The 17,906-nt window shown below is 64.4% G+C and carries 20 protein-coding genes; 10 read left to right on the top strand and 10 right to left on the bottom strand.

Annotated features, from left to right (window positions below):
• From AB7F49_RS22470 to hslV, 5 genes are all read right to left on the bottom strand, one after another.
• Positions 1–1,496: TonB-dependent receptor plug domain-containing protein (locus tag AB7F49_RS22470; protein WP_428526468.1), on the bottom strand; the 1,496-nt coding region annotated here is incomplete at its 3' end.
• 103 nt (positions 1,497–1,599) lie between these two features.
• Positions 1,600–2,904 carry an ATP-dependent protease ATPase subunit HslU gene (gene hslU, locus AB7F49_RS22465; RefSeq protein ID WP_428526466.1) on the bottom strand — a complete coding sequence of 435 codons (1,305 nt, stop codon included), beginning with the start codon at positions 2,902–2,904 and terminating at the stop codon, positions 1,600–1,602.
• A 9-nt stretch (positions 2,905–2,913) separates the two neighbouring features.
• The gene (locus AB7F49_RS22460) at positions 2,914–3,294 is read right to left on the bottom strand and encodes a hypothetical protein (protein ID WP_428526464.1); all 381 of its coding nucleotides are present in this window, start codon (positions 3,292–3,294) and stop codon (positions 2,914–2,916) included.
• Positions 3,291–3,821 (bottom strand): GNAT family N-acetyltransferase, encoded by a 531-nt coding sequence (locus tag AB7F49_RS22455; RefSeq protein ID WP_428526462.1) that lies wholly within the window; start codon positions 3,819–3,821, stop codon positions 3,291–3,293. The genes AB7F49_RS22460 and AB7F49_RS22455 overlap by 4 nt, the downstream gene beginning before the upstream one ends.
• A complete protein-coding gene (gene hslV, locus AB7F49_RS22450; RefSeq protein WP_428526460.1) occupies positions 3,811–4,368 on the bottom strand; it encodes an ATP-dependent protease subunit HslV in 558 nt (185 codons plus the stop codon). Before hslV ends, AB7F49_RS22455 begins: the two co-directional genes overlap by 11 nt.
• 131 nt (positions 4,369–4,499) lie before the next feature.
• On the opposite strand from hslV, the gene hisB reads away from it, so the two are divergent.
• The 5 genes from hisB to hisF all read left to right on the top strand — a co-directional run bounded on the left by hisB (position 4,500) and on the right by hisF (position 7,968).
• Entirely contained in the window at positions 4,500–5,093 is a 594-nt protein-coding gene (hisB, locus tag AB7F49_RS22445) for an imidazoleglycerol-phosphate dehydratase HisB (protein ID WP_428526459.1), read from the top strand.
• A 57-nt stretch (positions 5,094–5,150) separates the two neighbouring features.
• A complete protein-coding gene (locus AB7F49_RS22440; protein ID WP_428526457.1) occupies positions 5,151–5,666 on the top strand; it encodes a DUF2628 domain-containing protein in 516 nt (171 codons plus the stop codon).
• Positions 5,663–6,313: an imidazole glycerol phosphate synthase subunit HisH gene (gene hisH / locus AB7F49_RS22435; protein WP_428526455.1), complete on the top strand. Its 651-nt coding sequence runs from the start codon at positions 5,663–5,665 to the stop codon at positions 6,311–6,313. Before AB7F49_RS22440 ends, hisH begins: the two co-directional genes overlap by 4 nt.
• Positions 6,314–6,425: 112 nt before the next feature.
• Positions 6,426–7,178, top strand: coding sequence for a 1-(5-phosphoribosyl)-5-[(5-phosphoribosylamino)methylideneamino]imidazole-4-carboxamide isomerase (gene hisA, locus AB7F49_RS22430; RefSeq protein WP_428526453.1), 753 nt, complete (start codon positions 6,426–6,428; stop codon positions 7,176–7,178).
• 10 nt (positions 7,179–7,188) lie between these two features.
• A complete protein-coding gene (gene hisF / locus AB7F49_RS22425) occupies positions 7,189–7,968 on the top strand; it encodes an imidazole glycerol phosphate synthase subunit HisF (protein WP_428526451.1) in 780 nt (259 codons plus the stop codon).
• A 44-nt stretch (positions 7,969–8,012) separates the two neighbouring features.
• Here the strand turns inward: hisF and AB7F49_RS22420 are convergent, their stop codons facing one another.
• Positions 8,013–8,549 carry an SH3 domain-containing protein gene (locus AB7F49_RS22420; RefSeq protein WP_428526449.1) on the bottom strand — a complete coding sequence of 179 codons (537 nt, stop codon included), beginning with the start codon at positions 8,547–8,549 and terminating at the stop codon, positions 8,013–8,015.
• Between the two features lie 127 nt (positions 8,550–8,676).
• Between AB7F49_RS22420 and AB7F49_RS22415 the strand changes: the two genes are divergently transcribed.
• Together AB7F49_RS22415 and AB7F49_RS22410 are read left to right on the top strand one after the other, a co-directional pair.
• Entirely contained in the window at positions 8,677–9,678 is a 1,002-nt protein-coding gene (locus tag AB7F49_RS22415; protein ID WP_428526448.1) for a 2-hydroxyacid dehydrogenase, read from the top strand.
• 129 nt (positions 9,679–9,807) lie between these two features.
• Positions 9,808–10,185 (top strand): hypothetical protein, encoded by a 378-nt coding sequence (locus AB7F49_RS22410; protein ID WP_428526446.1) that lies wholly within the window; start codon positions 9,808–9,810, stop codon positions 10,183–10,185.
• A gap of 19 nt (positions 10,186–10,204) precedes the next feature.
• Here the strand turns inward: AB7F49_RS22410 and AB7F49_RS22405 are convergent, their stop codons facing one another.
• Positions 10,205–11,011 (bottom strand): HesA/MoeB/ThiF family protein, encoded by an 807-nt coding sequence (locus tag AB7F49_RS22405; protein WP_428526445.1) that lies wholly within the window; start codon positions 11,009–11,011, stop codon positions 10,205–10,207.
• A gap of 189 nt (positions 11,012–11,200) precedes the next feature.
• On the opposite strand from AB7F49_RS22405, the gene AB7F49_RS22400 reads away from it, so the two are divergent.
• Complete coding sequence (locus AB7F49_RS22400) at positions 11,201–12,631, top strand: serine protease (protein WP_428526443.1); 1,431 nt, start codon at positions 11,201–11,203, stop codon at positions 12,629–12,631.
• Between the two features lie 86 nt (positions 12,632–12,717).
• Here the strand turns inward: AB7F49_RS22400 and AB7F49_RS22395 are convergent, their stop codons facing one another.
• Together AB7F49_RS22395 and AB7F49_RS22390 are read right to left on the bottom strand one after the other, a co-directional pair.
• Positions 12,718–13,491 carry an enoyl-CoA hydratase gene (locus AB7F49_RS22395; RefSeq protein ID WP_428526441.1) on the bottom strand — a complete coding sequence of 258 codons (774 nt, stop codon included), beginning with the start codon at positions 13,489–13,491 and terminating at the stop codon, positions 12,718–12,720.
• Positions 13,492–13,527: 36 nt separating this feature from the next.
• The gene (locus AB7F49_RS22390; protein WP_428526439.1) at positions 13,528–14,307 is read right to left on the bottom strand and encodes an alpha/beta hydrolase; all 780 of its coding nucleotides are present in this window, start codon (positions 14,305–14,307) and stop codon (positions 13,528–13,530) included.
• Between the two features lie 236 nt (positions 14,308–14,543).
• Between AB7F49_RS22390 and AB7F49_RS22385 the strand changes: the two genes are divergently transcribed.
• Positions 14,544–15,776: a glycosyltransferase gene (locus AB7F49_RS22385; protein WP_428526437.1), complete on the top strand. Its 1,233-nt coding sequence runs from the start codon at positions 14,544–14,546 to the stop codon at positions 15,774–15,776.
• A 183-nt stretch (positions 15,777–15,959) separates the two neighbouring features.
• Complete coding sequence (infC, locus tag AB7F49_RS22380) at positions 15,960–16,499, top strand: translation initiation factor IF-3 (protein WP_428526472.1); 540 nt, start codon at positions 15,960–15,962, stop codon at positions 16,497–16,499.
• A 165-nt stretch (positions 16,500–16,664) separates the two neighbouring features.
• Here the strand turns inward: infC and AB7F49_RS22375 are convergent, their stop codons facing one another.
• Positions 16,665–17,642, bottom strand: a complete 978-nt coding sequence (locus AB7F49_RS22375; protein ID WP_428526435.1) for a class I SAM-dependent methyltransferase — start codon at positions 17,640–17,642, stop codon at positions 16,665–16,667.
• Between the last annotated feature and the right edge of the window lie 264 nt (positions 17,643–17,906).

Raw genomic sequence — 17,906 nt, 5'->3', positions numbered from 1 at the left:
TCCGGGGCGCGCGGGGCGCGCTCGACATGCTGCGCGGTGACGCTGGCGACCAGGTCGCCGGGCAGGTCCTGCAGGAAACCGATCGCGCCGCTGACCGGCGTGAATGAAAGATCGCGCCAGATGCTGACGTCGGGATCGACGAACAGGTCGGGCACGGCGCCCTTCACGGTATAGTTCTCGATACGGCCCGAGAGCTGCATCCGCTGCATCGCGTTGAAGCGAAGCTCGCTGAACATGTAGCCTGCGACGCTGTTTGTGGTGTTGGGATCGAACAGCCCGCCTTCCAGACCCGGTGCGTCGAGCTTCTCGCGGCTCATCTGCACACCCAGTGCGTTGGTAATGGCGGCGAAGCGCAGGTCGAAGGGCTGAAACTGGATTTCCACCCGACCTTCCTTCTGGTTGCTGAGGAAATATTGCTGCTCGCCATAGAAGCCGCCTTCGTCGGCGATCTCCGCGTGCTTGTAGTCGGTCGCTCCAAACCAGTAGCGGACGGCCTCGATCCCCGCGCTTTCGGGCCGGAACTCGCCCTTGCTCGTGAGCTTGGACTGCTTCATGTCGATGTTGGTTCGGGTCGTCGTCGCCTCCTGACCCGGCACCTGGTACAGGCTTTCGAAATTCGTATAGGCGAAGCCGAAATAGCCCCGATCGAACACATACGAGCCGCCGATCGAATTGCCGTTCGATTGATGCGCCGAGTTCGGCTGCCAGCGATGCACCAGCGGCGGCGGTGGCTCCGGAAACAGATACGGGTAGGACGGGATCTTGTAGTCGCCCGAATTGCGGCCCCAGATGTCGGCGTGGATGGCGAAGTTTCCGGCGCCGGCGTCAAGCAGCACCGCGCCTTCGCGGCCCCGGTCGACGGTGGTGATGGCACCGCGCCCTTCCACCGTGAGTCCCCGTCCCGGGATCGTAGTCGGAATGCGGTTGTTCTCGGCATTGACCACGCCGCCGATCGCCTGCGACCCGTATCGAAGCGTCGCCGGTCCGCGGATCACTTCGACGGTCTGGGCGGCGAGCGGATCGATCGGCACGGCGTGATCTTCGCCGATCTCCGACACACCGCTGGAGGCGATGCCGTTCTCCTGAATCCGCACGCGGTAATTGTCCAGGCCACGGATGATGGGCCGGGAGGCCGCGCCCGGCGCGAAGCCGGACGATGTGATGCCGGGCTTTTCTTGCAGGATTTCACCGAGGGTCTGGCCGGTGGCCCGGTCGATCTGGCCGCGCGGCATCACGGTTACGGTGGCGAACTGGTCGGTCACGATCGGCAGCGTGCCGACATACAGGTCCGGCGAGGGCACGGGCGGTGTCGCTTCGAAAGGCGTTTCGGGAGCCGTGTCACGGGGTCCGGGCGTGACCACGGGGCGTACCGGACGACGCATGATCGGGCTTGCGGTGACGGTGATCGCAGGGAGTTCGACCGCCTGCGAGAATGCGGGCACCTCGAATATCGGTAGTGAAATCAGAGCGATAGCAGCAGCACGGCGACCGGCCATGACGTTCCCCCAGTGAGTGATGTTATAACATAACACTTTGGGAGCCAAGATTGTCAACGCGCGCGCGTCACTCTCCTGCGGAGCTGCGCCGCCAGTCAGCGAATCAGAGAATGAACCGGCTCAGGTCGGCATTCTTGGCGAGGTCGCCGACATTCTTTTCCACATAGGCGCCGTCGATGGTCAGCGTCTCGCCGCCCCGGTCGGTGGCGGTGAAGGAAATATCGTCGAGCACGCGCTCCATCACCGTCTGCAGGCGGCGCGCACCGATATTCTCGACGCTGGTATTCACCAGAACCGCGATATCGGCGATGGCATCGATCGCGTCGTCGGTGAAATCGAGCGTCACGCTTTCGGTGCCCATCAATGCGATATACTGCTTGATCAGCGACGCCTCGGTATCGGTCAGGATGCGGCGGAAATCCTCGCGGGTCAGCGGCCGCAATTCGACGCGGATCGGCAGACGGCCCTGCAATTCCGGCAGCAGGTCGGATGGTTTCGACACATGGAACGCCCCGGAGGCGATGAACAGGATGTGGTCGGTCTTCACCGGGCCGTGCTTGGTGGACACCGTCGTGCCCTCGATCAGCGGCAGCAGGTCGCGCTGCACGCCCTCGCGTGAGACGTCGCCGCCGACGCGGCCGTCGCGCGCGGTAATCTTGTCGATCTCGTCGAGGAACACGATGCCGTTCTGCTCGACCATCCGGATCGCCTCCTGCACCAGGGTGTCGGTATCGAGCAGCTTGTCGGCCTCTTCGTTCACCAGGATGTCGTGCGATTCGCCGACCGTGACGCGGCGGGTCTTTTGCTTGCCGCCGAGCTTGCCGAAAATGTCGCCGATCGAAATCGCGCCCATCTGCGCGCCCGGCATGCCGGGAATGTCGAACATGGGCATGCCGCCTCCGCCCGACGCCACCTCGATCTCGATTTCCTTGTCGTTCAGCTCTCCGGCGCGCAGCTTGCGGCGGAACGAATCCTTGGTGGTCTGGCTTGCATTCTCGCCGACCAGCGCGGTGACCACGCGCTCTTCCGCAGCGGCCTCCGCGCGGGCCAGGACATCCTTGCGCTTTTTCTCGCGGGTTTGCGCAATGCCGACCTCGACCAGGTCGCGGACGATTTGCTCCACGTCGCGGCCGACATAGCCGACTTCGGTGAACTTGGTTGCCTCGATCTTGAGAAACGGCGCACCTGCGAGCCTGGCAAGGCGCCGCGATATTTCCGTTTTGCCGACACCGGTTGGCCCGATCATCAGGATGTTCTTGGGGAGAACCTCCTCGCGCAGCCGCTCGTCGAGCTGGAGCCGGCGCCAGCGGTTGCGCAGCGCGATCGCGACCGCGCGCTTGGCTTCGTGCTGGCCGATGATGAAGCGGTCCAGTTCGGATACGATCTCTCGGGGGGAAAAGTCGGTCATGTCAGGTACTCAACCAGTATATATCGAACCGTCGGAAAGGCCGACGCTGTAACTCTCATAGCCGGTGTCATCGGGTCGCAGCCTCACCGTCGCGCCATCGGAGAAATCCAGGGTCAGCATCCGGTCACTGCCGACCTGGATCGCCACGACATTGCAGCCCAGCAGCGACAGCATGCGCGCGCCGAAGGCGACGATGACTTCGTGCTGGTAGACTTCGGCGCGGCCCTGCGACTGAAATTCCGCGTTGCTTTCGACCGTGATGGTCAGCGGTTGATTGTTGAATCTGAGTGTCACGCCATATTTCCAGACGAACACGCCGGTCAGCTCGGCAGCCTGCAGGCAGGCGAGGTCGTCGGCGCTGGCGTTCGGAACAGGGTCGATGCCGGTCATGATGGCGCTCCGCCATGGACCATCAGCAAGACGGGTCCATCGTGTGCCTGTGCAAGCATCGCCGTCCGGAAGCCCGCCTTCTCATAGGCGCGTACTGCCCGCGCATTGGCCGGATCGGGATCGATGATGATATGGTCGTGGCCTTCGTCGCGCAGCATGCGCACAAAGGCGGACAGCGCCGCCGAGCCGATGCCTTGCGACAGCTTGCCGGTCTCACCGATCGAAAGATCGACGCCGATCGTGTCGGACGGAAATTCCATCAGCCAGGGATGATTCTGGATCCATGGCTGGTTCTGGTGATGCCCGACATACCAATACTGGATATAGCCGACGGGTGCGTCATCGAGCGTGATCAGAAACGGCCGGGTGGTATCGCGACCCTCGATCATGTCGCGGATGAAGCCGAGCTCCGTCTCCGGATCGCCCCACCATTCGCGCATATGCGGCGCGGTCAGCCACCGATGCAGCAAAGGCAAGTGCTCCGCCTGCACCGGGACGAACCCGATCCGCCCATTGTCAGGCCGCATGGAGCGTTTCCACCGTAACGCTGCGGTTGGTGTAGACGCAGATTTCGGCGGCGATATCGAGCGACTTGCGCACGATCTCCTCCGCCGAAAGCGGCCCGTCCAGCAGCGCACGGGCTGCGGCGAGCGCGTAATTGCCGCCCGATCCGATCCCGGCAACCCCGATTTCCGGCTCCAGCACGTCGCCATTTCCGGTGAGCACCAGCGAGACCTGCCGGTCGGCGACGATCATCATCGCTTCCAGGCGCCGCAGATACCGGTCGGTCCGCCAGTCCTTGGCGAGTTCCACCGCAGCGCGCAGGAGTTGCCCCGGATATTGCTCGAGCTTGGCTTCGAGGCGTTCGAACAGTGTGAAGGCGTCCGCGGTCGCGCCGGCAAAGCCGCCGATCACGTCCGCCTTGCCGAGGCGGCGGACCTTCTTCGCATTCGCCTTCATGATGGTCTGACCGATCGAGACCTGGCCGTCGCCGCCAACCGCGACGATGCCGTTCTTGCGAACGGTCAGAATGGTGGTGCCGTGCCAGACCGGCGACGTTTCGGCTGAGGACATCTGGATTAACCCTGTGCGCACCGTGATTTAGGGATGAGACAGGGCCTTTGCAAATTGACACCGGGGTCGGTGGCAGAATGCGGAGGGCCCTGTTACAAGGCAGCCGAATTCCAGCCAGATCCGGACGAATCATGCGCAAAGGCCAGGTCACGCGCAAAACCAAGGAAACCGATATCGCGGTCGAGGTCGTGATCGACGGTTCCGGCCGGTCGGACATCGCCACCGGTATCGGCTTTCTCGATCATATGCTGGACCTGCTGGCGCGGCATTCGCGCATGGACATCATCGCGAAGGCCAAGGGCGACCTGCATATCGACGATCACCATACCGCCGAGGACGTCGGGATCGCGCTCGGCCAGGCGGTCAAACAGGCGCTCGGCGACATGAAGGGCATCACCCGCTATGCCGACGTGCATCTGCCGATGGACGAGGCATTGACGCGCGTTGCGATCGACGTATCGGGCCGGCCGTTCCTGGTGTTCAAGGTGAAATTCGGACGCGACAAGATCGGAACCTTCGATACCGAACTGGTGAACGAATGGTTCCAGGCCTTTTCCATGAATGCCGGCGTGACCCTGCATGTCGAGACATTGTACGGCAGCAACGACCACCATATCTCGGAATCCTGCTTCAAGGGTCTGGCACGGGCGCTGCGTACGGCATTCGCGATCGATCCCAAGGCCGCCGGCGAGATTCCGTCGACGAAAGGTTCGCTGGGCGGGTGACTTCCGGCTCCGCTCATGCGCGGGGGCGAGGGGGGTTGAGGACCAAGGACTACTGCAATGGCCGTCTACACCGTTCATCAGCCGCCGCTCGCCAAGGGCGAGAATACGCCCGATCCCGCGCGCTTCACGTTTGTGCGCGACGGCTTCTATGCTTGGGGTTTCGTGCTGTCCTTTTTCTGGATGCTCCGGCACCGGCTCTGGCTGGTCGCGGTGCTGTTCGTCGCGCTCTCGGTTCTGCTGGAGATCGGCCTGCGCTATGCCGGTGTGAGCAGCGGATGGCGCGGCCTCATGTTCCTGGCGCTGGCCTTTTTGATCGGCCTCGAAGGCGCGACGCTGCGCCGCTGGACGCTGAAGCGGCGCGGCTACACCAATGTCGGCGTCGTGGTGGCGGACAACCAGGACGACGCTGAGCGGCGCTTCTTCGTCAACTGGCAGGCCGGCAAGCGCCCGAACGCCGCGCCCCCGCCTGCGCAGGCGGCCAGTATCGTGCGCATGGCAGGACGGACCGAATTTCCCCGCAGCGGCCAGGCGGAGGTGATCGGGTCCTTTCCCGAGCCTGAGCGGCGGGTATGACCACCGCCATCGTCGATTACGGCTCCGGCAATCTGCATTCCGCGGCGAAGGCCTTTGAGCGTGCCGCGCGCGAGCATGCGCTGAACGGCGCCATCGTCGTGACCAGTGACCCCGGCTCGGTTGCCCGTGCTGACCGGATCGTGCTGCCGGGCGTTGGCGCCTTTGCCGATTGCCGGCGCGGCCTCGATGCCCTCCCCGGAATGGTCGACGTGCTGAACGAGCAGGTCACGAAGCGCGGCAAGCCGTTTTTCGGAATCTGCGTCGGCATGCAGCTGATGGCCGAGCGCGGGCACGAGAAGGAAGTGATCGACGGGTTCGGCTGGATCGCTGGCGAGGTCGACCGCATCCATCCATCCGATCCGTCGCTGAAAATCCCGCATATGGGCTGGAATACCCTGCGCACCGCAAAACCGCATGCGCTGCTGGACGGGATCGCGACCGGCGACAGCGGGCTTCACGCCTATTTCGTGCATTCGTACCAGCTCACACCGGCCGACCGCGCCGATCTGGTCGCGGAAGCCGAATATGGCGGTCCGGTCACCGCCATCGTCGGTCGCGACAATATCGTGGGCACGCAATTCCACCCGGAAAAGAGCCAAAAACTCGGGCTTGCGCTGATCGCCAATTTCCTGAAATGGAAACCGTGATCCTCCCTTCTTCACCTCCCCCTTGAGGTCCGGGAGGAGGGTTCTACGGCTATTCCACCACCCCGATCGCCCCGCTTCCGCGCGGCGATCGACCCTCCCCACAAGGGGGAGGGTGAAGGCAGAAATTGTGATCCTGTTTCCCGCCATCGACCTGAAAGACGGCCTCGCCGTTCGCCTCGAACAGGGCGACATGGCGCGCGCCACCGTGTTCAACCGCGATCCGGCCGACCAGGCCTATGCCTTCGAGCTAGCCGGCTTCGAATATCTGCATATCGTCGATCTCGACGGCGCCTTCGCTGGCAAACCGGTCAACGGCCGTGCCGTCGACCGCATTCTGGAAGCGACCAATATCCGCGTACAGCTTGGCGGCGGCATCCGCGACATGGCGACGGTGGAGGGCTGGCTCGACAAGGGCGTCAACCGCGTCATCATCGGCACCGCGGCGGTGCGCGACCCGGCGCTGGTGCGCGAAGCGGCATCGGCGTTTCCCGGGCGCGTTGCGGTCGGGCTCGATGCCCGCGACGGCAGGGTGGCGGTACAGGGCTGGGCCGAGGCTTCCGAACTCACCGCGCTCGAGATCGCGAAACGATTCGAGGACGCCGGCGTCGCCGCGATCATCTATACCGACATATCCCGCGACGGGATGCTGAAGGGCATCAACTGGGACGCCACCATCGCGCTCGCGGATACCATCTCGATTCCGGTGATCGCGTCCGGCGGGCTGGCCTCCATCGAGGACGTCAGGACGCTGCTGATGCCGCAGAGCGTCAAGCTCGAAGGCGCGATTGCCGGCCGCGCATTGTATGACGGGCGGCTGAATGCCGCCGAGGCGCTGGCGCTGATCCGCGCGGCGAAGGCAGCGTGACGTTTCCCGCATGACCTTCAAAGTCCGCATCATTCCCTGTCTCGACGTCAAGGACGGCCGCGTGGTCAAGGGCGTCAACTTCGTCGATCTGCGCGATGCCGGCGATCCGGTTGAAGCGGCGATTGCGTATGACGCGGCCGGTGCGGACGAACTGACCTTTCTCGACATCACCGCGAGCCACGAGAATCGCGGCACCATGCTCGACGTGGTGCGGCGCACGGCGGAAGCCTGTTTCATGCCGGTTACGGTCGGTGGCGGCGTGCGTACGGTCGATGATATCCGCGTGCTGCTGCAATCGGGCGCCGACAAGGTCTCGATCAATACCGCGGCGGTGGAACGGCGCGACTTCGTGAAAGAGGCGGCGGAGAAATTCGGCGATCAATGCATCGTCGTCGCGATCGATGCGAAGACCGTTTCAGGTCCGGGCGAACAAGGCCGCTGGGAAATCTTCACCCATGGTGGCCGCAAGCCGACCGGCATCGATGCGGTGGAATATGCGCGGGAGGTCGTCGGTCTGGGTGCGGGCGAAATCCTGCTGACCTCGATGGACCGCGACGGCACCAAAGCGGGCTTCAACATTCCGCTGACGCGAGCGATCGCGGACGCGGTATCGGTGCCGGTGATCGCCTCGGGCGGTGCCGGCAATCTCGACCATCTGGTCGAAGGCATCCGCGACGGCCACGCGACCGCGGTGCTGGCGGCCTCGATCTTCCATTTCGGGGAGTTCACGATCCGGCAGGCCAAGGAGCATATGGCGAAGGCCGGGCTGCCGATGCGGCTCGATCCGTGAGCTGCGGTCCTCACCTCTCCCCGCTGTCCGGGAGTGGGAAAGAGCTAATCCACCTTTTCGTTCGGATAGACGCCCCAGAGCCGCTCCTGCGGTACCCAGCCTTCGAACCGGCTGCCATTGACCTTGCACCATTTGCCGTCGCAGCGCTTGACCTGCGCGACCACACCGGGCTGGAGCTGGGCGGTGATTTCGCTTTCGCCCTTCGGGCTGTCGGAGACCGGTATCAGCTGGTCCTTGTCGCGCGCGGTCACCACGGCGGTGCGGCGGCCGGACAGCAGCGAGTGGTAGACCCAGCCCTCGGAGCCCTCGGCATCGCGGATGCGGCGCCAGTTCTCGAACTCGGCGGTAATTTCGACCGGAAGCCCGGACCGGGTGAAGACCCAGGCGACGTCGTGATCCTTGGTCGGCCCGCTGCGGACATTCACCCGATCCGATTTCAGGCTGACATAGCGCGGAACCGGCAGACCGCTGGCACTGCCGGTCGCGGCTTCGCCGGCCGCCCGGCCGGGCGATCCGGATGCGAAGGCGGTCAAAATGGCTGCGATAGCGATGGGCCGGATGGTTTGTCTTGTTACGGTCATCTGCTACATGGGAACGAAGACGCCGGTACGAACGGCGCAGTGTCGGGGAGGCCGGTTAAGGAGGGCTGAACGGCACCGCGCCCCGATACCGGTGACCGGATCGCGTCTCGAAGGCTCTCAGCCCAGCATGCCGAATCGCAAGAAGCCCCTGGTGATCGTGACGCGCAAGCTGCCGGAGCGCGTGGAAACCCGGATGCGCGAATTGTTCGAGACGCGCCTCAATCTCGACGATCGCCCGATGACGCAGACCGAGCTGTCCGAGGCCGTAAAGTCTGCGGATGTGCTGGTTCCGACCGTCACCGACCGCCTCGATGCCGCGGTGCTGAGCCATGCCGGGCCGAACCTGAAGCTGATTGCGAATTTCGGCAACGGCGTCGACAATATCGACGTCACCACCGCGCTCCAGCGCGGCATCACCGTGACCAATACGCCGGGTGTTCTGACCGAGGACACCGCCGACATGACAATGGCGCTGATCCTGGCCGTGCCGCGGCGCCTCTCGGAAGGCTCGCAGGTGCTCACCGGGGACAAGGAATGGACCGGCTGGTCACCGACCTGGATGCTCGGTCACCGCATCTGGGGCAAGCGGCTCGGTATCATCGGCATGGGCCGGATCGGGCAGGCGGTGGCGCGCCGGGCGCGTGCCTTCGGCCTGCAGATTCACTATCACAACCGCCGCCGGGTCGCCGCGCAGATCGAGGAAGAGCTCGGCGCGACCTATTGGGAGAGTCTCGACCAGATGCTGGCGCGGGTCGACATCGTGTCGGTGAATTGCCCGCACACGCCGGCGACCTATCATCTGCTGTCGGCGCGGCGGCTGAAGCTGCTGCGCCCCGACGCCTATGTGGTGAACACGGCGCGCGGCGAGGTGATCGACGAGAATGCGCTGATCCGCATGATCTCGGCGGGCGAGATCGCGGGCGCCGGTCTGGACGTGTTCGAGCATGAGCCCGCTGCCAACCCGAAACTGGTCAAGCTCGCGCGCGAAGGCAAGGTCGTGCTGCTGCCGCATATGGGCTCGGCCACGGTCGAGGGCCGCGTCGACATGGGCGAGAAGGTCATCATCAACATCAAGACCTTCATGGACGGGCACAAGCCGCCGGATCGCGTGCTGCCGTCGATGCTGTAGCCGGGCTCCCGGCCACCGGATTGCGCTTAACCACGCCGGTTCAATCGGTTCCCGGTGTGACCTCCGGTCACTTTTTCCCGACCGAATCCGGGCCTAGGATGCCAGGAAATCCTTCGCTGGAGGCCCCCCATGCGTGTCCTTCTGTCCCTCGCCCTGGTCCCGTTCCTGTTTTCGCCCGCGCAGTCGCAGGCGCTGACCGGTGACCAGATCAAATCGCTGTTTTTCAACGGCAAGCCTTTCGTCGCCACCTCCACGACACGGAAGCGCTTCACCATGGTGTTCACGCCTGACGGCAAGATCACGCGCGAGGAGCTCAAGAAAGCGGGCGAGCCAACCGAGAAGGCCGTCGGGACCTGGAAAGTGGTCAAGGAAGGTTTCTGTACCTCGTGGAAGCAGGGCTCGCCTGCGACCTGCTACCGCCTCGTCCCGAACTCGCTTGACGACGCAAAATGGTCGGTGATGAAGGGCGCGGTCACGGTTGCCAGCTGGACCAAGCCGCAGCTTTGAACGCCGGTTGCGCGACCCGCTACCGGCCTTCGTGAACCGATAGATCCTTGATCGTCGGCGCCTCGCCCGAAAGCGGATTGTTGCGGTCCCAGCCGTAGCTCAGCGTCTCGAACCGCATCGAGCGGGTGTCGATCATGAGCAGCCGCCCCACCAGGCCCTGGCCGAATCCGACGATCTCGCGGATCGCCTCCAGCGCCATCATCGAACCGGCGATTCCGGGTAGTGCGCCGAGGACGCCGGCTTCGGAACAGGCCGGAATCGAGCCCGGCGGCGGCGGTTCCGGAAACAGGCACCGATAGGTCGGATTCTGTTCTCCGTCGGCGCCGCGCTCATGCGCCCGCAGGGTGGTGATGGCCGCGTCGAAGGTTCCGAGCGCTCCCGTCACCAGCGGCTTGCGTGTGAAATAGCAGGCGTCGGAGACGAGATAGCGGGTCGCGAAATTGTCGCAGCCGTCGATCACCAGATCATATTGCGAGACCAGCGCGATCGCGTTGTCGGGGGCAATCCGCATCGCGTGGCGCTCGACCACGACATGCGGATTGAGCCGCGCCACCGCGGCGGCCGCCGAATCCACCTTGGCATCGCCGATATCGGCGGTGGTGTGGACAACCTGACGCTGCAGGTTCGACAGCGAAACCAGGTCGTCGTCGACGATTCCAAGCGTGCCGACCCCTGCGGCGGCCAGATAGAACAGCACCGGCGCACCAAGGCCGCCGGCGCCGATCACCAGCACCCGCGCGTTTTTCAGCGCCGCCTGCCCCGGGCCGCCGACATCCCGCAGGACGATGTGGCGGGCGTAGCGCTCCAGCTCTTCGCGGCTCAACATGGATCGTGCTCCCAATTCACACGCATCTTGAGGTGGTTGCCCTGCACCCCGTCAAGCCCTTGCGCAATTGCAATTTGCACGGTCATCATGGAAGGGTGTGGTGACCCGCAAGTTGCTGACCGGCACGTCGCTGCTTGAAGTGGGCTTCCGCCTGGGGCCGCAGGGTGCGGCCGAGAGGTGCTGACGGACATGCGTGTTGTGGCATGGGTCACCGTGATCGCACTTGCGCTGTCGTCGCAAGTGCAGGCGCAGCCGGAAATCCCCGCTGCGAGCCCGGCGGCCGCGAAGGCCAAGGCGGCGCCAAAGGGCAAGGCGAGACCGCCGAAGAAGGCCGCCGCCAAGAAGGAAAAGAAGGACAAGCCGGCGGCTCCGGCGCCGGCTGCAACGCCCGCCCAGCGCGCCGCCTATTCCAGTCTTCCGGTTTCGGAACGGCTCGCGATCCAGTCCGATCTGATCTGGTCCGGCGATCTCACCGGCGCAGTCGATCCGGATTTCGGCGATCGCGCGATCGCCGCCGTCCGATCCTTCCAGAAGCGCAACAAGTTCGAGGAGACCGGCATCCTGACGGACGAGCAGCGGCAGACGCTCGCCACCGCGATGCGCAGGCGCAAGGACTACAATGGCTGGCAGCTGGTCGAGGATACGGTGACGCCCGGCGTGCGCCTTGGGATTCCCGCGAAGCTGGTGCCGAACGCCGAGATTGGCACCACCGGCAGTCGCTGGTCCTCGGCGCGCGGCGAGATCCAGATCGAAACCTTTCGCGAGAAAATGGCGGGTGCGACCCTGCAGGAATTGTTCGAGGAGATGAAGAAGAGGCCGTCGAACCGGCGCGTCGAGGTGAGCGCGATCACTGCAAGTTCGTTCACGCTATCGGGCATGCAGGGGCTGAAGAAGTTTCACGTGCGGGCCTTTCTCAAGGACAACGAGGCGCGCGGGCTCACCATCCTGTTCGATCAGGCGATGGAGACCATCATGCTTCCGCTGGTCGACAACATCACAGGCGCTTATCTGCCGTTCGGCGATCCGGCCTCCGCTTCGACCTCGCGCCGGGTGGAATACGGCTCCGGCATCGTCGTCACGCCGAACGGACATGTCGTCACCGAGCGCCAGCTCACCGACGACTGCCGGGGTATCATCGTTGCGGGCCTCGGCCGCGCCGACCGGGTAGCCGAGGACAGCGGTTCGGATCTCGCACTCATTCGCATCAACGGGGCGCGCAGCCTGAAGCCTGTGCCATTTTCCACCGATCCGCCCAAGAGCACCCAGCTGACGCTGGTCGGCATTTCGGAGCCGGCGGCGCAGGCGGGTGCTCGCCAGGTCACGACCGTCCCCGCGAAATTGCGCGGCGTCGACGGCGCGCGCGTGCTGCTCGATGCCGTGCCGGCGCGCGGATTTGTGGGCGGTGCTGCGCTTGACGGCGAAGGCCGGCTCGCCGGCATGATCGACGTTTCGTCGGCTTCGGTCGCGGGCCCGGCCGCTGTTGCCGGCCAGGCCTCGTTCGTGCCGACCGCTTCGATCCGCAAGTTTCTGGAAGGCGCCGGCATCACCCCGCTTGACGGACGCGGCGACCTCGCGGCGGCGAAGAATGCCCTGGTGCGGGTCATCTGTGTGAGGAAGTAGAACGTCCGCCGTGCCTGTTCCTGTGTCCTTTCCGCAGGCGGAGAGGGCACCATAATGCGCACCGCATCCGCGGCGCGAACATGACTTTATTTGTGCTCGAATTTCGGCGCCCGCTTCTCCACGAACGCGGCCATGCCCTCCTTCTGGTCGAGCGTTGCGAACAGCGAGTGGAACACCCGCCGCTCGAACAGCACGCCTTCGGCAAGCGAGGTCTCGAACGATCGATTGACGGATTCCTTTACCATCATCACTGCCGGCAGCGACATCGAGGCGATGGTGGCCGCGATCTTCATGGTCTCGTCCATCAAGGACGCAAGCGGCACGATCCGCGCGACAAGCCCGGATCGTTCGGCCTCCGCGGCGTCCATCATGCGGCCGGTCAGCGTCATCTCCATCGCCTTGGCCTTGCCGATCGCTCGCGTCAGCCGCTGGGTGCCGCCGATACCGGGAATGACTCCAAGCTTGATCTCGGGCTGACCGAACTTTGCGTTGTCGGCGGCAATGATCATGTCACATTGCATCGCGAGTTCGCAGCCGCCGCCGAGTGCGAAGCCTGCGACCGCGGCGATCACCGGCTTGCGCGCGCGGGCGGCGGCGTCCCACCCGGCGGCGAAGTTATCCATGAACGTGTCCATGTAATCCTTGCCGGCCATCTCCTTGATGTCGGCGCCGGCCGCGAACGCCTTGTCGGAACCGGTGATGACGATGCATCCGATACCCGCATCGGCTTCAAATGCACGGATCGCGGTATTGAGTTCACCCGCAAGTTCGGCATTGAGCGCATTGAGGGCCTGCGGCCGATGCAGCCGGATCAACCCAACTCGTCCGTGCGTTTCAACCTGGAGGGTATTGTATGTCATTGCGCGTCGCCCGGTCTCTTGCGTGAAGGCCAACCTCTAACCGAACTCCGCGACGGCTGCCAGCAGCCGGTCGATGTCTTCGGGCCGGGACAGCCGATGGTCGCCGTCCTTGACCAGCGTCAGCACGACGTCGTCGCGTGCGATCCGCGATACCAGCGACACCGCATGTTCCCACGGCACGTCCGAATCCTGCACGCCCTGTAGAATGCGCACCGGGCACCCGGTTTCGATCAGCCCGCCAAGCAGCAGATGATTGCGTCCTTCCTCGATCAATTGCCGGGTGATGAGATACGGCTCCGCGGAATATTCCGATGGCCGCTGCCACGATCCCGTGGTTTCGATCTGCGCCTTGATCTCCGGGGTCATGCGCTGCCACATCAACACATCGGTGAAATCGACCGCGGGCGCGATCAGGACCAGACCAGCGAGCGAGCCATTGCCCGGGACGCGGCCCGCGCGGATATCACGCGCCAGCAGCAGCGAAATCCATCCGCCCATGGACGATCCGATCGCAATCGTCGGGCCGTCACAGAATTGCGAGAAAACGGCCCGGCTTTCCTCCAGCCAGCGGCCGATGGTCCCATCGGCGAATGTGCCGCCGGATTCGCCATGACCGGAATAGTCGAAGCGGATGCAGGCCCGTCCTTGCCCGGCTGCGAAGCGATCCAGCGCTTCAGCCTTGGTGCCCTTCATGTCGGACTTGAATCCGCCGAGCCAGATCAGTGCAGGCGCGCGTCCGGTCCGCTTGCGCACGGCGATGGCGCGTCGCGCGCCGCCCTCTCCAACCGCGATCTCGATCAATTCCACGTCACCCATGCTCAAAGCCGATTCCCTCAAACATCTTTTCGCCGCAAACCAACCTGGCCTTGCGCCGGTCAAGATTTGCGCCGGCCTCGCGCGCTCGTTTGCGTCGCGGCTGGATAAGCCTTATCACATGGGCTCCGTCCCGGCGCGTTTCAGTCCGCGTTCGCCCACCGTCGGTCGCAGCTTTCTTGCTGCGGCCTGTAACGCTTGCGAGGTAACGTGTGAATTCCGGTTCTGCCGCGCGCATCATGCAATCCCAAGCCCGCGGGGCCGTGCAGCTGTCGCCGCAGAACCGCAAGCTAGTCACACCGCTGCGTCCGCTGACGGTCCTCGTCGTGGTGCCGACGCTGCAGGCAGGCGCAGCCGAGATGGGTGCCGTCGATGTGGTGCGAATCCTCACTGCGGCGGGCCACCGTGCCATCGTGATGTCGCGCGGCGGACGGCTCGAGCCGCGCATCGCCGATGCTGGCGGTGAATTCGTCTATGCCGATGTGGCGAGCAAGAATCCGGCGATCATGGCGCGCAATGCCGCCGCGATCGCGCGGCTCGTCCGCAACCGCAAATGCGACATCATCCACGCTCATGGCCGCGTCCCGGCCTGGAGCGCGCTGGTTGCTTCCAGGCTGACCCGGGTGCCGCTGGTCACGAGCTGGTACAAGGGCTTCCGCGAACAGAATGCGCTGAAGCGGCTTTACAACAGCGTCATGGCGCGCGGCGACCGCGTCGTCGCGGTGAGCGACCAGCTCGCCGAACTGATCAGCGAGCGCTACCAGGTGCCGACCGACCGGATCGATGTGGTGCCGACCACCATCGATCTCGCGCTGTTCGATCCGGCGCTGATGTCGGCGGAACGTCTTGAAAGGACGCGCCGCATTTTCGGGGTGATGCCGACGGACAAGGTCATCCTGTTGGTCGGACGCATGCTGCGACGAAAGGGTCACTTTGTCGCGGTCCGCGCCGCACGGCGGCTCAAGGAGATGGGTCTGAAGGATTTCGTCTTCGTCTTTGTCGGCGAGGATGGAGGCCATAGCGGTTATAGCGGCGAGATTTGGGACGAGGTGCTTGCCGGCGGGCTCGCCGATGTGGTGCGGCTGATCGGCCCGGTGGACGACATGCCTGCGGCCTATGCCACCGCGTCAGTCGTGGTGTCGGCGGCGATCCAGGCCGAGGGTTTGCAGCGCACGATTCTCGAGGCGCAGGCCATGGAGCGCCCGGTGGTGGTTTCCGATCTCGGAGCCGGTCCGGAGGCGGTACTGGCGCCGCCTGCGGTTCCGGAAGACCGGATGACCGGGCTGCGCTTTTCCGCAGGCGACGATGGCGCATTGGCGGCTGCCTTGATCCGCCTGTTTTCGATGCCGCTGGCACAGCAGGCAGCGATCGGTGGCCGTGGCCGCCAATGGGTCATCGGCCATTTCAATCAGCCGGCGGTGTCCGACCAGATGCTCAAACTTTATTCCGGGCTGGCGCGTGCCAAAATGTAGGTCCGAGCGGTCCGGCCTGGGCTCAAATCTGCGGGACTGAGCTCGTTTTTGCCGGGTTTCGCCGTTGACTTGCGCCAGTTTTGTCCCGATCTTGCCCGGTACGGTGAGGCGCGGGCGCTTGGCGGCAGCCTTGAATGCGCGGCGCGCCTTCCGGATTTCTGGCAACAGCAACGGAGATTATCCATTCGTCGTCCCATGAAAGCCGCGCCTCCCGTTCAGAAGGACGGTCCGCGCGTCAACGAGGAGATCCGCAACCGCGAGGTTCAGCTGATCGACCAGGCTGGAACCAATCTCGGCGCCATACCGATCCAGGATGCGCTTGCGAAGGCGGCCGAGGCCGGGCTTGATCTGGTCGAGATATCTCCCAACGCGAATCCGCCGGTTTGCAAGCTCCTCGACTACGGCAAGTACAAATTCCAGGCGCAGAAAAAGGCCGCCGAGGCCCGCAAGAAACAGAAGGTGGTCGAGGTCAAGGAAATCAAATTCCGGCCGATGATCGACGACCATGACTACGACGTGAAGATGCGTTCCATGAAGCGCTTCTTCGAGGAAGGCGACAAGGTCAAGGTGACGCTGCGCTTCCGCGGGCGCGAAATGGCGCATCAGGAACTCGGCACGCAGCTGCTCGATCGGGTCAAGGCCGATCTTGCGACGCTGGCGAAGGTCGAGATGGACGCCCGTTTCGAAGGCCGTCAGATGATCATGATCCTGGCACCGCGCTGATTCTGCGCGGTGCCGTGAGCAGGCGAGCGGTTGGCACCGCCAGTCGCAATCCCGCACGCCACCGGCGAGGCCGGAAAATTCCAGGAACGTTGCCGGGGGAGGCCGACAGGGCCCGCTCCCCGACCCCAAAAGCCCTGATCCCGCCAAGGTGGAGCCGGAAGGCGCTCAGGAACCCGGCGCCACGCGCAGATGCCGGGTCCCGCGGGCCCGCTGGTGCGCGCCGTCGCCGTGCTGACTCATCACATTGGTGCCGATGGTCCAGGGCTTGTTTGCCCCGCTCACCACATTGACGATCTCCTGCAGGGGCGCTCGCTCGATCTCGCTGCGCGGGCGCGAGACATACAAGTCGGCATGGTAGACGCCTTCGGTCTCAAACCCGCGCGTGTCGATGCCGCGCATTTCCACAGCCTTCACCACGGCCTCCATCTCCTCGCGGTTGGCGAAGCGGCGCTGCACAAATGTCGCGCTCTGGAATTTCTCGGTTTCAAGCCCGAAGTCGGAAAGCGTCGCGGCGATCCGGTCGTACGGGAACATGCGCAATACGAACGACACGACCCACGCCGTTCGTCCCTTTCTCGCCAGCTTCATGACCCGGTCGAACGTCTTGCTGCCGACATATCCGACGCAGCCGGTGGACGTTATGATGTCGGCTTCCGAGATGGCAGCCGCGACTTCCGGCTTGGGTTCGTCCGCTTCGAGATCCGCGCAGAAGGCCATGTCCATGGCGCCGCACGCCTGTCCATAGCGCACCGCATTTTCCGATATGTCGAGACCAATGACTCTGAGATTGCGGTCGCGCGGCCATGCCAGATAGAACGCGCGGTCCAGTTCGAGCATGTCGTCATGCGCGAGTCCCTGCAACGCCGGCGCCGTATAGCGGTCGCGCAAGGCGTCGTAGGACAATGCGTATTTCATCAATGCGCCGTTGACGCCATAGGACGATCCGAGATCGAGCACGGTGACCGGATCGCTTTGCGTGGCTGCGCGCGCGCGGATGATCTGCTTGAAGATCGGTTGTGCGAGATGCGGAATGATGTAGTCGAGCTGCCCGAGATAATTGAAATACTGCCTCGGGTCCTTTTCGACATAGACGTGGTCGAAATTGGCTTTTGATTCATTGATCGCGGAAAAGGCCGCTTGCATCCCGGATATATCCTCGTGCTGGTCCAGCGCTGTGAAGCGATCGCGACGCGAAGCAGCCAAAGCGGCGCGTGCTGCGCGGGACATGGTCAGGGAGTTGGCTGCTGGTTTGTCCAAATATAGCGATCCGAAGCCTAGCCTCAATCGCTCGCGCCGCGACATATCGCGCGACCGCAACGATCCGTCGCGAAGCCGGGCGTATGCGACAGGATGTGTCGCGTCGGGGGATGAAATGCGATGCCGGTGTCCGGATTTGTCCCGGCACGG

The sequence above is a fragment of the Pseudorhodoplanes sp. genome (genome assembly GCF_050250235.1).
Taxonomy (GTDB): domain Bacteria; phylum Pseudomonadota; class Alphaproteobacteria; order Rhizobiales; family Xanthobacteraceae; genus Pseudorhodoplanes.
The sequence above is the reverse complement of the archived record's forward strand: the minus strand, read 5'-3'. Positions and strand labels throughout refer to the sequence as shown.